The following is a 14,217-nucleotide window of genomic DNA, read 5'->3' as shown; positions in this document are numbered from 1 at the left end:
GTAGCAACTCTACTAAGTGTGTTTGGGGAATTCAATATGGGTATTCTTATATAGAGCGAGTAAAGGGACTAGGCGGAAGAGGTAGATGAATTCACACACCTTTGATAATCATTACGTTACTTGCCCAATTTGCCAAAGACACGCTAAGGCAAGACCAATTAAAACTTACATTGGTTTATTTACTTGTCCGTATTGCCAGGAACGAGTAGTAGTATGCCAAAGCGGTCATTATGTTCGTGATCCATTTGCTTTGAACCAGATACTTATCTGTTCAGCACTACGTCGTCAAAGCAGTCCTCTAGCTAGAATTATTAGAGATTTTATCCTGTTTAAGCGCCCTTTGCTAGCCTTAGCTGTAGGCAGTGCCGTTTTCTTTAGCTTTATGGTAGTTACTCAACAAGGAACTAGTTATAGTCCACAAATGAATACGGGGACGGAAGAGGTGAAGTAGGGATTGGTCATTGGTCATTGGTCATTGGTTATTGGTAAAGATTTATTCTTTACTTACTCTCTATTACCCATTACCCAATCCCCAATCCCCAATCCCTATAACCGATTAGTCTCTTTGGTAATTAATTGCCAGCCTTCGGTTTCAGCTAGTAGTTTAATTGAGTCTAGTTGGAGATTTTTGGCGGTAGATGAGTTAATTAGGAAGTAGGGTTGTCTGTTGTAGCGCCAGTAATGTTGCAGTTCCTTAGTAGATGCTGGGATAATGTAGCGATCGCTATAAAAATCCAATGAGGGGCGATGATGGGGATAAGATGTGTAAATCTTTTTCACGCCTGGATTAACTTTCTCAATCATGGCGGCTACAGGTTTGACGGGATATGCTTCCCATAATTCCCACACCCAGTAATTAGATTTCATTAAGAGTACTAGGGAAATATAGCTACCCCAAAACAAAATCCTCAGAAATTGTCCATCACCTCTTTCTGCTAAGATTGCCGCTAAAGTCATCGTCAAAGCTACGGCAGCAAAGATTACCTGTAAGTCGGTTTTAGGGGTTGTCACCCAACTAGAGTAAATGCTGGCGGCAGAAGCTACTACTGCTAATCCGGAAAAGCCAGCTACCCAAGCACGGGGATAGGTTGTTCCTAATGGGGTATTTTCTATCTCTGCTAGCTGCACACCAAAAGCTAAAGCTAGACTGGGATAAAGAGGAATGACATACCACGAAAGTTTAGCACTCATTAAAGAAATGAGTAGTAAATAAACCCCAAACCATACGAGTACTAATCTTGTCCAACTGAGATTACGATTTTCCCAAAGTAACCGGGCTGTCTGTGGTAAAAATATTAACCATGGCCAAGTCCATTTGAGGAGTTCGATGAGATAAAACCAAGGTGGTTGAGAGTTTTTACTACTAAATATGCCATTTTGAACAAAACTATAACCATAGTGGAGTAGTTGAGCGCTATACCAACCAACTACAGGTAACAATCCTATACTAATGCCGATCCACAGATAGTAACTGGTGAGCAATCTGGGTGTATCCCAAAACAAAAATACTAAGACAACTGCACCTAATAATAAGCCTGTCAGCCCTTGAGTTAAACAGATTAAACCCAAGCCTAGCCCAATACCCAAACAGTAGCGTAAATCTCGGCGCGATCGCAGTACACACAGCATCATCACCAACAAAAAACTCACAACTGCGCCATCTACCATCGCCAATCGTCCGTGACGTACTACAGGTAGCATCGTCAGATAAATCAAGGCACTATAAATTGCTGCCGAGCGTTGGCGAAATATTTCTCGTCCGAGACAATATAGTAAAGGTACGGAAATTGCTGTTAAAATTGCCCCTGGTAAGCGTGTTGTCCATTCATTCACACCTGTGAAAAAGTAAGCACCTGCAATGAGGATGTGCATTAGAGGTGGCTTGTCATAGTAAGGTTGCCCACTGAAGGTGGGGTAAAGCCAATGCAGTGAATCTAAGGAATTACGGGAAATTTCCCTAGCAATTTGGGCTACAGTCCCCTCATCCCAATCTCGTAGGGGCAATCCTCCCAAGTTGACACTAAATAATAGCACTGCGGCAATCAGCAACACTATTAACCACAATCGGTCAATCCATCTGTCAACTGTGCGGTGTTGTCTTTCTAGATGACCCCAAATAAAGCTTCCTTCTCGCATATTTTTTGATCATCATCTTACTTAGTTGGTTTGATTCGATTACATAGAGATTACAACAAATCTCTCATGTTGCCACCCAGTCACAACTTGTATTCTCAACAAATACTAAATTCCCAGGTTAGCTTAATTTTCTCTGAACAGCGATAATTTTTTGGGCAAATTTCCCAACCAAGGTGTAATCGCTCAAATCAAAACAACAAATTTTAATGTGATAATTTCTTATGAAGAGCTAGAGTGGCGATATCAAGCGATCGCTATGACAATTATCCTGACACGTTGAAGCTAGATGTGTAGGAATCCACTTTGATTTGTGTAACCTGAAGGGAGAAGTAACAAAATAATTTGCGTACTTGCCAAATGAGAGACGCGCAAGTTTTAACCTTCATCACCATAAAAATCAGCCAAAATATCTCGAATTTCCATGACATCAATATCTTCTTGGTCTGATTTAGCATAAATCGTTAGTAGCAAAATACTTGTAGATGACTCAAGTTGATAAATCAATCTGTATCCAGCACTTTTACCTTTTTGGATATTACTGTTGCGAACTCTTACCTTATAAACAATATACTCCTCTCCCATCCCGGCAATGCGATCGCCAACAATGTTTCCCTGTTGTAATTGTTCGATCATCGGTTGAACATCAGAGCGAATTTTGCGAAATCTCTTTGATAGTCTGTAAAGTTCGGATTCAAACTCATCAGAAAATCGAATGGAAACTGTATTATCACTCTGCATCAATTCTGTCCCATAGCTCACTAATTGGTCTAGTTTGCCCAGCTTTTGCTTGCTGCAAGGCTCTTCTCAAGCTGGCTTTAATTTCCTCAACGGGTGTATCGTCAGGATCAACCTCTTCTGCTGGTTCTGGAACTAAGACAATCACCCGCACCTGATGAGGATAAGTTGTTCCTTGAATCGGTTCATCTAGAACTAGGTTTCCTTGAGAGTCAATTGTGCCAGTAACTTCAATCGCTTTCATCTTGTTGTACCTGATTTTGTAGCAAATTCTAACATTTTGTGCCTAATGCGATCGCTATGACAATTACCGTTTCCCCACCGGCTTTTGATGAACTGTTTCCAGGGTGGCATCTGAGTCATAATTTCCTCTCAGGTAGCAATCTTAACGCAGATAAGATCAAGATTAGTGAGAAAAATTCTTGACATTACAGAAGAAATATCAGTAAGATTTTTGAGAAAAAGTCTCAATTATTTAAAAACAATGGGAACTTCGGAAAGCTTCAGATATCTGAGTGTGAGGGATGGGAGTCTTTTGATGAAGGGCTGTTCCCCTAAATGAACCCCACACGGTTTCCTTGGTTGATACGCCAATGTCAGAAAAGTTATTTGATGCCCAATTACTGCGAATAATTTTTATTATTATTTTGTAACCATGACAATTACTTTAACAGAGAAAGAATGCAATCAACTGTGGGCAGAAGTAGAACAGAGTAGGCAGCAGAATTCAGAATTAAATGAATTTGTCTATCAATTACCTCAGCATTTGGGTACAGGTTACGTGCAAAGCATGGAAATCTATCCACATCTTTGGCTATCAATTTTTGATTACGAATATCATGAGCATATTCGCTTAAAAACCCACAATGACAATCATCCCCTACAATTTTGCGTTTTCCTTTCAGGGATAACAACAAATGAATATGGCGGAAAGATTGATCACAGACATACATTGATTTCCGGTAGTGGTGTTCAACGAGGTATGGTATTGGAGTCTCAAAAATCACAGAGATTCGTAGGCGTAGATATAAATATGCCAGCAGAATCATTAAAAACTTTTTTCCCGACAACAGATGGTGAAATGATCCCCGAATTGTCCTTACTAGCAAAGGATAATGACTGGCAGACAGTGCTTTATCCTCAAATCACGCCTACAGTCAAAGGGGTAGTAGAGCAGATGATTAACTGTTCCTACACAGGTGTCATGAAGCGGATGTTTTTGCAGGTAAAAACCCTGGAAATAATTGCGTTGCAGTTAGCTCCCATAATTACAGAGCAAGGTGGACTGCAACCGCAACCGCGATTTCGAGCCGGAACTGTCGAGAAGATCCATCAAGCTAGGGAAATTTTGCTCTCCCATCTGGACAATCCACCGACATTATTAGAATTAGCACAACTTGTAGGGGTGAGCGATCGCACTCTCCAACGTGGTTTTCAGCGACTCTTTGGGACTAGTGTCTTTGGTTATTTGACAGATAAACGGATGGAACAAGCCGAACGCTGGCTGAGAGAAGGACATCGCACAGTCCTAGAAGTAGCAATTATGACTGGTTACTCTAATCCCACACATTTTAGTGTTGCTTTTAAACGTAAGTTTGGTATTTCTCCGAGCCAGTGTTTTGCCGGGAAAAAGTCTGTTTAACGATGATTAGTTCTGTGTTGGGGTAGACGCAACTCATCCAATTCCTCTAATCTGCATTTTGAGTTTATTCATAAATATTCTCAAGAAAGTAGATTCTAACTAGTAGAGTGTAGGGAATTATTGTGAGGTTTCAACAGTTGTCGTTTAACATCTGGCTGTGGTTGGCGATTAGTTTTCTACCATTGTTGATGGCAAAATCTGCACAGGCAGAAGTACTAAAAATCGCCAAAATTACCCGACTGAGCGCAGTTAAACTGCCAGCTACGAACACTAGCGAGTTGTTTGCTCAATCCTCCACACCTTCATCAGAAATTATCTCAATTACGGGAGTAAAGGCCAATCCTACAGAAAAAGGTGTGGAGATAATTCTCCAAACTACCAAGGGTGAACAGTTACAAATTACCAACAATACCACTGGGAATAATTTTATTGCTGATATTCCCAATGCTCAGTTACAGTTGGCTAATGGCGATCGCTTCACCTTCCGTTCCCAAAAACCAATTACGGGAATTACGGAAATAACTGTAGCCAACACCGACGCTAAAACAGTGAGAGTGACAGTTGCAGGTGAGGCTAGTTTACCTGTAGTCGAGTTATTTGATAGTGATGAAGGTGTAATTTTTGGTGTCACATCTTCGGCAATACAGCCACAAGCCGAACAGCCAGCAACGGAGACACCACCACCGCAGCCAGTAACGGAAACACCACAAGAGCAACCAGTAGCACAGCCGGATCAACCAATCGAGTTGGTAGTGACAGGAGAGCAAGATGGTTATCGTGTACCTAACAGTTCTACAGCCACAGGTACAGATGCACCAATTTTAGAAACCCCATTTTCAGTGCAGGTGATTCCGCAAGAGATTATCCGCGATCAGCAAATTACTCAAATCAAAGATGCTCTCGGTAATATCAGTGGTGTGATCTATAGAGGTGACGTACAAGGCAGAAGTGGTAATACTTTCATTATTCGCGGATTTACCGATGCTCCCGTTTTGTTGGATGGATTTAGAAGATTTGGTTCTTCTGGAGAAGGAAATTCACAGCCGAACTTTGAAGTTGCGAATTTAGAGCAAATAGAAGTTCTCAAAGGGCCAGCCTCGATTTTATATGGAGCGATTGAGCCTGGGGGATTGATTAATTTGGTGTCAAAGAAGCCATTAGCAACGCCATTTTATGAAACAGAATTACAAGTTGGTAGCCGTGGATTTGTTCGCCCCCGATTTGATATTTCCGGGCCTTTAACCGACGATGGCAAGGTGCTTTATCGCTTAAATGGTTTATTCCAGAGCTATGATAGTTTTCAGAACTATGACCAACCTGAGCAAAAATACTTTATTGCACCGACGATCGCCTGGAAAATTAGCGATCGCACCGATGTAAATATTTCCTTTGAATATGCAAATAGCACCCGTCCCGCCATCTTTGGTATTCCGGCGGTGGGGAGAGGTATCGCTGATGTGCCACGCGATCGCATTATCAACGAACCAAGTGATACGGTGACTAATATCACCACCAATATCGGCTATACCCTGGAACATCGCTTCAATCAAGATTGGAAGTTGCGTAATGCTTTTCGCTACATATTTTATGAATACGATTTTGGTGTAGTGGCACTACCATCGTTTTTTGACGAAGCTACAAGCACAGTCAATCGGATTCTGGCTTCTCAAGACTCTCAGACTAGCAACTATACTTTCCAAACTAATCTGACTGGCAAGTTCGGCACAGGTGAAATCAAGCATACACTGCTGGCTGGGATAGACTACGTTTACACAGATAGCCGCATTTTTTCAGCAGTTGATTTTACTCTCAGACCCCTCAATCTATTTAATCCTGTTTATGGATTGGCAAAACCCAGTGAAGATGACATACCTGGCTTTGGTGGTACGACAACAACTGGTAATAGCTGGGGCTTTTATCTGCAAGATCAGATTTCCCTTTTCCAGAACTTACAAATATTGGCAGGCTTCCGTTACGACACATTGTCTCTCAACACTGTCAATATCCCAGGTTCATCGACGGTAGCTGGTGAAAGTTCGACTAATGCCGCAGCTCTGACTCCTCGGTTTGGATTGTTATATAAACTGAGTGATAGACTTTCCGTTTATGGCAATTATTCTCAATCTTTTACGCCCAATACAGCCACAACCGTCACAGGGGAGGTGTTGCCACCACAACGGGGCAGAGGCTACGAATTCGGGATTAAATCAGAATTTTTTGATGGTAAGCTGTTTGCCACACTTGCTTACTTTGACATTACTAAAGAAAATATTCCTCTGGCCGATCCTAACTTTCCTCTGTTTTCCATTGCCTCTGGTGAACAACGCAGCCGTGGGTTTGAGTTTGATTTGTCAGGGGAGATTTTGCCGGGTTGGAAGATCATCGCTTCCTATGCCAATATCAACGGTGAAGTTATTACTGATACCAATCCGAATAACGTCGGTAACAAATTGTTTGGGCTGCCGGAAAATAGTGCCAGTCTTTGGACTACCTACGAGATTCAACGAGGGGATTTGCAAGGATTAGGTCTGGGAGTGGGCTTTAATTATGTTAGCGATCGCCAAGGGGATTTAGGTAATAGTTTTTCTCTTGGGAGTTATTTCATCACCAACGCGGCAATTTTCTATAAACGCGACAAATGGCGCTTTGGGCTGAATTTCAAAAATATTGGTGATGTCAAATATATCGAAAGTGGTTTTGGCACGAGAGATGCAAGTAATACCTTTGGCGATCCATTTACCGTAATTGGTTCTGTTTCTGTACAGTTTTGATTGATCAATTGCAAATGATTTGAACTGAGTAGAGAGAAAATGCACTATTACAAGCGCGATCAAAAAACCTTAGCTACAGGTACATCCAATGCTTTTTGCAATTCCTGCAACAAAGACTCTAAAAACAGCAGATCGTTCGTCAAATCTGATATCTGATCATCAGAGATTCCTTCCCCCATTTCAGTATCCAATTGGTTCTGATACGCTGCAATCCGAAACTCTAAAGCTTCTACCATAAACCGCATCGCCTTTGGAGATAAGTTCATGATGATTTCCCTCAACTTACTTTATAAAATTGCTCACCAACTGACTTTAATGCCCTCTGATAATCAACTAGCGGCATGGAATAGTTTGGCTCCCATAGCCAATGGTTGCCGTAATCATTTACAACTCGAAGCTCATTGGGAATCTCACAACCTTGATCGATTGTATAGGTGTGAGTTTAATGGCAGGGCGATCGCCATTGAGCAAAATTACTTCTTCACCATTGATAGCAGCTTCAACTAAATCACTCAAGTTAGCAGCAGCTTCGGCTAAAGAGACTTGCATAGTTTTAGCTCAGATTAAATTACACCTTAATTTTAGGCGATCGCATACCCGCCTACTGTAGAAAATCAAAAACAAGCGATCGCCAAATCGATACTGTTTTAAAGCGCCTCTACCCTGAATCTCAAAGACGGAACAGAATTTTCTGTCAAAGTTAAGCAGATTTATCCCCAACTTAAGTTCTGATGACTACCAATCATATCCCAACTGGGTTAACCTATCCCAAACTTAGAGCGATCGCCTTCCATACTCATCGCTGGCTAGGCTTAATCGCTGGTATTCTCTTGTGTATTGCAGGTGTCACGGGAAGTATCCTGGTGTTCTGGCACGAAATCGATGGTGCAGTTCTAGCAGCACAATTTGGCCTGGTTGTGCCGACTGGAGAGTTGTTGTCTCCTATGGCGATCGCTGAAACTGTCAAAGCTGCCTATGCCAGCAAAGGCTTAACTCTGAGTAGCCTTCGTTTCCCTGATCGTCTTGACAAGCCTTATGTAGTATCGCTGTTAGATGCAGCAAATCACTATTTACAAGTGTTTGTCAATCCTTACACGGGAAAAATTATAGGCGATCGCCAGTGGGAAACTAGTTGGATTGGGATGATTTACGGGCTACACTACAAACTCCTCGCAGGCGACACAGGTACACTGATCATGGGTGTTGTCGCTCTGTTGACAGTAATTATCAATCTGACAGGAATAGTATTATGGCCTGGTTGGCGCAAACTGGCCACAGGCTTCAAAATCAAATGGAATGCACATATCAAAAGGCGCAATTTTGATCTGCATAAAGTGGCAGGGATTGTGACAGGTACTTTTCTTGTCTTGATTGGCTTTACAGGGTTCGCTTGGAATGTCCCTCAAGCTCAAGTCACAGCAGGTATCTATGCCATAACTCTGACAAACAAGCCTGCTGATCCTATTTCTCAATTGATTCCTGGTCAGTCACCGTTACCTATTACCGAACTGATACAACGAGCTAATGCAGTAGTTCCCAATGCTAAAACTACCTATATTTTCTTTGCTAACAAACCGGAATCTCCATTTCTCGTTGCTAAAAAGCAGTCTCAGGAAACCAGTAAATACGGCAATACCAGAATCTATCTCGATCAATTTACAGGTAAAGTGATTCAGTTGCAAAATGGAGTCAAACCATCTCGTGCAGAAGCAATCTTGAATCAGTTTGGTTCGGTTCACTTCGGTACTTTTGGCGGTTTACCAACTCGTATTCTCTACGTCTTTGTCGGTTTAACTCCGTTGTTGCTGTTGATTACAGGCTTGATTATGTGGTTATATCGTCAAAATCCCGATGGTGGGAAAAGATAGTTTATCTAACCACAGAGTCACGGAGACACAAAGGGAGTGTTGGCTAAAAAATAAAGATTACTTGCAAATCCCAATCTTGATTTTGGCGGATGATGGCAATTTGGCTGATAAATTCGCGGAAGTAGAATCTACGCTCGGCTTCTGATAAGTCTAACCAGAATTGAGGAATGGAAACTGCTTGAGCAACAGAAAGTAAGTTGACTGGTGGGAGGGTGGCTAATTTTGCTTGGAGTGCGGAAATTTCTGTATGGAGTTTATAGGCTCTTAATTTAGCCGTCTCTGGGTCTAAAATACCAGTTTCCACTAAGTTAGGTAACTTTTGCAGTATCTCTTGTTGAGTGGCGATCGCTTCCTTTAAACTATTTTTAACAGTATTTAACTGGGGAAAATTGATTCCTGCGACTGCTAAGGGTAAGTCACAGCAAACCTTGGCAATTGTCCTCTCTAAAATTTCCTGGTAAGCAATAGCTCGACATTTGGGGTGTTGAGGGCAGTTAATTGGACGTAAGTATAAGTACTCTTGATCTTGATGGCGTTGAGTGACGCGAGTAACTGTCATGTGTGACTGACACTGCTGACAGACAACTAAACCAGCTAGAGAACGAGGTGCGCTGGCTGTTCGGGAGGGTAAGCGACTATTACGGCGTAAGAGTCTATCAATTTGAGCTGCTTCATCTCTAGAAATGACGGCAATATGGGTATCAGAGATAATTTCCCCATTGTGATAAGCCGTATCACCCCGGTAAACAGGATTAGTTAGCCAACGTTTACCCGTAGTCACAGAAATTTTCTTCCCGTATTTTTTCCCTAAGTAACGCACGGAACCCCGCAAAGAACCATACAGTAAAAAGTGTTCAAAAAAATCCTTAACTACTGGGGCAGTAGTGCGATCAATGATATATTTTTCTTTACCTCGACGATAGCCATAGGGTGCTTTACCTGGAGGTGGTGCAGCATCCAGACGATTACGAGCGTGTCCTTGACGAATGCGGTTACTACGTTGCTGAAGTTGAATTTCTTGTAACAATTTCAGTAAGTCTGCACGCAAATGATCTGTGCCTGAGTTGTAAGCTTGTTCTGTAGCAATGACTCTTACACCCATTGCTTCTAGTTGATTGAGGCGATCGCTCACTTCTTCAACATTATCACCCAATTCGGACAAATGACGCATAATCAAATAATCCGGCGGTTCAGTTTGGCAATCTGTCAATAATTTTACTAATTGCGATCGCTTGCCCAAATCTTCATACACCCGTTCTACATCCCACTCCCAATTAATCTCTCCAGGGGAAGCATCTAGTAAAGGATCAGTATAAATATAGGCAATGATTTTCATTCTCTCGAACAATTATGCTTTTAGGTAGAGTATCAAATTCATCTTGATTCAAACATTTTGGGCAAATTTTAGGTTTATACCCAGTAACAAGCTTGTCACACTTTCCCAAAATTTTGCCTTTTCTCATAGTGGTTGTGCGAGATTGATGCTTACGAAATAGAGCATCACAATTAAGCTTTTTGATAGTGAATATATCCGCGTAAGCAATTTATTTCCAGTTTTGTAGATATAAGCCTGAGCTATAACAGCGTTTTTAGTTGCTAATGAAACTGGTAAATCACTTATTAATTAAAAAAGCTTACCTCTGAAGATAGATATTTTTTTGACAACCCTTTAATTGCAAAATTTTAAAATAGAAATTTAATTATATTTGTATAATTACCATAATTTTTATCAATATCAAAAGTTCTAGTAAAAAGCATCAAGTAATAATACAATAAACAGTTAGTTGCTAGTTGCAGCAATCAAAACCTCATTAACTTATATCTTGCACCAAACTGCGGTGAATACAATTTACACGCCAGTAGCTTTAAGTCGGGAAACCCCACTTGTAGCAAGTGGCGTGCGACTTCAGTCGCCTGGTGCAAGATATTAAGTTAACTCAGATTTGGCAATGATTAGATTAGGTAAACTCGTAAGTTGAAGCTTAGTGGTTCTAAACTTGTCGGTTTACCCTGCTAAAAAAACTTACCAATCTATTAGGTATCAAGGAATAATGTTGAAACGTCGCACAATACTATTGGGTTTATCTGTGCTTGGCTTAACTTTGGCTGTGGGTACAAAAGTCTATGGGCAATCTACTAGCGGGCCAGATGCTTGGGAAACTGTCTATAATGATGCAGTTGCTGGTGCAACAACGACAATTTCAGTTCCACTTTTAGGCTTCTTACTATCATCTATCCTGCAAATAGTCTACAACTTGGCAGGTTTTTGGGGTGGTTAATTCTTTGTCTCGTATCCAAATAGAAATAGCTTAAATAGCGGCTTTTGCAGTGTAGTTTAGTCGGAATTTCTCCACCTGTGTAGACTCTCTGCGCCTTGTCGCCAGACATCGCTTAACTATCGTTAACGCAGATTTTCCCATAGCCAAATATTTTATAGCCTGTCAGGAGTCTTTTTCTATGTTCCTAGCTCGCACAATTTCTAGTGCTTTAACTGCAATTATCTTAGCGTTTGCCATCAGTACACAGATACATATACAATCCGCCCTTGCCTCTGGAGGAACGTGTAACCCAACGGCAAATAATCTACCTATATGCCCAAGTACAGTACTTTCAGAATCAGCAAGTTTTCTTGATCCAACTGCGATAATCACCAATCCCACAAATATTATCTTGGGTGAAAAAGTCTTTGTTGCCCCATTTGCCGAGTTAAACGCTACTAATGCTCCTATTAGGATCGATGCAGATTCTAATGTCCAAGACCAAGTAAAAATCACAGCTTCGGGAACGGGAGTGGAGATTGGCCCGCGTGTGATTATGGCACATATGGCCACGATCAAAGGTGCAGCCAAAATAGGTACTCAAGGTTTCACCGGGCCTTTTACTGACCCAGTTACCTATACTCAGTTCAGCAACACTATTCCAGAGACATTTCTTGCCTTCAACTGTGAAATAGACGGTGCAATTGTAGAAAGAAACACGGTAGTCAACTTTCTGGCGCGGGTTGGCCCTGGTGTTACCTTACCTGCTGGTAAAGTTGTCCTACCTGGTAAAAACATCACAACTAACCTACAAGCTACTAGCGGTAGCTTGGGGAAAGTAGCTAATCTAACACAAGCTGACGTTGCATTAATGGAAGGCATCATTGAAGTTAATGAAGCATTTGCTAAAGGTTACACAGAATTAGCTAGAGCAGACTTGTCAAACGTAAAAGGAATAAATTACGCTCCAGTCACCTTTTTTAATTCTGGAGGTTTACCGCAGATAGGTGGAAGTCCAACTCGTGATCCAAACTTTCGTAACCGCATTATCGGCAATATCGTTTTACAAGATTCTTTAGCAACACTTGGCAACAAACTAGCTAATAGAATTTCGCTACGTGCTGATGAGGGTGAACCTTTTAATGTTGGGCAAATTGCTGGGATGGCAAACGATGTTGTATTCCATGCTTTAGAAACAACTAGCTTGACTCTTGGTAATGGTATTGGTTATGGGCCTCGCGCTCTAGTTCATGGAGGTAGGCAGGTTGTCAATGGTGTTGCTAATGGTGCTGAGACTAGCATAGGCGATGCCGTTGGGTTAGCACCAAACTCTGTTATATTCCGTTCAGTTATTGGCAACAGATCAGCAGTTGGACAAAGAAGCGCAGTCTTCAATTCTACATTAGCTCCCAGAACCCATGTCGGTTCTAGGGTAATCTATGCCGACAACGGCAGCCTAATTTCATCTGTGGAGTGGTAATACCCATTTTAGATGAAAAATCTTTTCTATCAGGCAGTTCTATAGGACTCATATTTGATTGCTGAACAGGCTTGTTTAGGTAGGTAACAGGCGACAGGTAACAGATGACAGAAAAGAAGGAAATTAGAGGTGTAGTGACTTTTTTGTGTAAGCACAGGCTACGCCAACAAAAATCAAATATCAGTCCTATAGACCTCTGAAACAATTCTATCTATTCCAATTTGGTCTAAGCAAATCAATTTTGCATAATTATGAATCTGAAAATCTTGTCGTTAGTGCAATTACAATGCCTACGATTGATTCTGCTGTTCACTTTGATATTCGGATTGTTACTAAGTGTTGATGACAGTTCATCTTTAGCCGTACAGAAGGTTGGGCAACCTGAATATATAGACTCTGTAAATACTGACATCAGCTCCAATCAGCTTCAGGTGGTACAACCTCCAGTTACCAGACTTGTTTCTACATTGTCGGATGAGGTCGAGGAATTACCATCAGACTTAATTCGCTGGTCAACTTACTGGCAACTTTGCTGGGAACCATATCCTGAAGCTAAAGAATACGAACTGCAAACGGTACTGATGGAAGGGAAATCTCCAAAGTTGAAGCGTCAAAGCGATCGCTGTTTTCGTATACAAGCCGCATCTAATGAAAACCAAAAATCACAAGGATTACTCAACCGTGAATTAATCTTGTTAATGCACAAAATTCAGCTTGGTTATCGAGTGCGAGCCGTCTTAGACAACAACCGCGTCAGTGAATGGTCTCAAGTAATGGCGGTTGGTGCAACTACTGCTGTTCAATAGAATGGTACTCACATCAATCAGCCTAAATTCTTGATATCGGAACCGAAACAAAACAGGAGATTAATGTGCTTTTATCCCCTGGATGACCAAATTGTAGATCATAGCTTGGTTCTTGGCAACTTTTGGTGATCTTGGTTGGAGCAACTCATTACTCCTGACTTAATTCAATAATATTCCCATCAGGGTCTTGCAGGAAAATTGCTGGGCGACCGGAAGCGCTGGGTTGAATGGGATAATTTTGATCAAGTAATTCTTGTTTAGCTATTTCCAAGTCAACTACAGAAAAGGCGATATGGGGGTTACGTCCCCATTTTTCGTTGGGGTTGTCGGTAGGAACATCAGATGCAACTATCAGGTGAATTTGGTAATTACCGATTTGATACCATGCACCAGGATATTTCAGTGAACGGCCGATTTTAGATAGTCCCAACACTTGAGTGTAGAAATTTTCGGAGCGTTCTAGGTCGGTGACGAGAATGGCTGTATGGAGACTTTGAGTAATCTGCATTGTTAGTATGGGT

15 protein-coding genes are annotated in these 14,217 nt (G+C 41.5%); 9 read left to right on the top strand and 6 right to left on the bottom strand.

Annotated features, from left to right (window positions below):
- The first annotated feature begins 85 nt into the window (after nt 1–85).
- Nucleotides 86–451, top strand: a complete 366-nt coding sequence (locus FD725_RS01275) for a hypothetical protein (RefSeq protein WP_179046458.1) — start codon at nt 86–88, stop codon at nt 449–451.
- Nucleotides 452–546: 95 nt separating this feature from the next.
- On the opposite strand, the gene FD725_RS01270 is transcribed toward FD725_RS01275, so the two are convergent.
- Nucleotides 547–2,136: a glycosyltransferase family 39 protein gene (locus tag FD725_RS01270; RefSeq protein WP_179046457.1), complete on the bottom strand. Its 1,590-nt coding sequence runs from the start codon at nt 2,134–2,136 to the stop codon at nt 547–549.
- A gap of 151 nt (nt 2,137–2,287) precedes the next feature.
- Here FD725_RS01270 and FD725_RS32250 point away from each other — a divergent pair, with 151 nt between their 5' ends.
- Nucleotides 2,288–2,416, top strand: a complete 129-nt coding sequence (locus FD725_RS32250) for a hypothetical protein (RefSeq protein ID WP_256871826.1) — start codon at nt 2,288–2,290, stop codon at nt 2,414–2,416.
- A gap of 95 nt (nt 2,417–2,511) precedes the next feature.
- Here the strand turns inward: FD725_RS32250 and FD725_RS01265 are convergent, their stop codons facing one another.
- Entirely contained in the window at nt 2,512–2,874 is a 363-nt protein-coding gene (locus FD725_RS01265) for a type II toxin-antitoxin system RelE/ParE family toxin (RefSeq protein ID WP_179046456.1), read from the bottom strand.
- Nucleotides 2,864–3,115: a hypothetical protein gene (locus FD725_RS01260; RefSeq protein WP_179046455.1), complete on the bottom strand. Its 252-nt coding sequence runs from the start codon at nt 3,113–3,115 to the stop codon at nt 2,864–2,866. The genes FD725_RS01265 and FD725_RS01260 overlap by 11 nt, the downstream gene beginning before the upstream one ends.
- 411 nt (nt 3,116–3,526) lie before the next feature.
- On the opposite strand from FD725_RS01260, the gene FD725_RS01255 reads away from it, so the two are divergent.
- Nucleotides 3,527–4,513, top strand: coding sequence for a helix-turn-helix transcriptional regulator (locus FD725_RS01255; RefSeq protein ID WP_179046454.1), 987 nt, complete (start codon nt 3,527–3,529; stop codon nt 4,511–4,513).
- 122 nt (nt 4,514–4,635) lie between these two features.
- Complete coding sequence (locus tag FD725_RS01250) at nt 4,636–7,284, top strand: TonB-dependent siderophore receptor (RefSeq protein ID WP_256871825.1); 2,649 nt, start codon at nt 4,636–4,638, stop codon at nt 7,282–7,284.
- A 59-nt stretch (nt 7,285–7,343) separates the two neighbouring features.
- Here FD725_RS01250 and FD725_RS01245 read toward each other — a convergent pair whose 3' ends face one another.
- A complete protein-coding gene (locus FD725_RS01245) occupies nt 7,344–7,550 on the bottom strand; it encodes a hypothetical protein (protein WP_179046453.1) in 207 nt (68 codons plus the stop codon).
- On the opposite strand from FD725_RS01245, the gene FD725_RS01240 reads away from it, so the two are divergent.
- The gene (locus FD725_RS01240; protein ID WP_179046452.1) at nt 7,549–7,791 is read left to right on the top strand and encodes a hypothetical protein; all 243 of its coding nucleotides are present in this window, start codon (nt 7,549–7,551) and stop codon (nt 7,789–7,791) included. The genes FD725_RS01245 and FD725_RS01240 overlap by 2 nt on opposite strands.
- Nucleotides 7,792–8,015: 224 nt before the next feature.
- Nucleotides 8,016–9,152 (top strand): PepSY domain-containing protein, encoded by a 1,137-nt coding sequence (locus FD725_RS01235; RefSeq protein WP_179046451.1) that lies wholly within the window; start codon nt 8,016–8,018, stop codon nt 9,150–9,152.
- A 43-nt stretch (nt 9,153–9,195) separates the two neighbouring features.
- Here FD725_RS01235 and FD725_RS01230 read toward each other — a convergent pair whose 3' ends face one another.
- Complete coding sequence (locus tag FD725_RS01230; RefSeq protein WP_179046450.1) at nt 9,196–10,488, bottom strand: recombinase family protein; 1,293 nt, start codon at nt 10,486–10,488, stop codon at nt 9,196–9,198.
- Between the two features lie 715 nt (nt 10,489–11,203).
- Between FD725_RS01230 and FD725_RS01225 the strand changes: the two genes are divergently transcribed.
- The 3 genes from FD725_RS01225 (at nt 11,204) to FD725_RS01215 (ending at nt 13,696) form a co-directional block, all read left to right on the top strand.
- A complete protein-coding gene (locus FD725_RS01225; protein WP_179046449.1) occupies nt 11,204–11,431 on the top strand; it encodes a hypothetical protein in 228 nt (75 codons plus the stop codon).
- Between the two features lie 178 nt (nt 11,432–11,609).
- Nucleotides 11,610–12,890, top strand: coding sequence for an acetyltransferase (locus tag FD725_RS01220; protein WP_179046448.1), 1,281 nt, complete (start codon nt 11,610–11,612; stop codon nt 12,888–12,890).
- 251 nt (nt 12,891–13,141) lie between these two features.
- On the top strand, nt 13,142–13,696 hold the full coding sequence (locus tag FD725_RS01215; RefSeq protein ID WP_179046447.1) for a hypothetical protein: 555 nt from the start codon (nt 13,142–13,144) through the stop codon (nt 13,694–13,696).
- A gap of 148 nt (nt 13,697–13,844) precedes the next feature.
- Here FD725_RS01215 and FD725_RS01210 read toward each other — a convergent pair whose 3' ends face one another.
- A complete protein-coding gene (locus tag FD725_RS01210; RefSeq protein WP_179046446.1) occupies nt 13,845–14,204 on the bottom strand; it encodes a VOC family protein in 360 nt (119 codons plus the stop codon).
- Nucleotides 14,205–14,217 lie beyond the last annotated feature (13 nt).

It is taken from the genome of Nostoc sp. TCL26-01 (genome assembly GCF_013393945.1).
GTDB lineage: Bacteria > Cyanobacteriota > Cyanobacteriia > Cyanobacteriales > Nostocaceae > Trichormus.
Note: the sequence above shows the minus strand (reverse complement) of the source record. Positions and strands in the feature narration are given on the sequence as shown.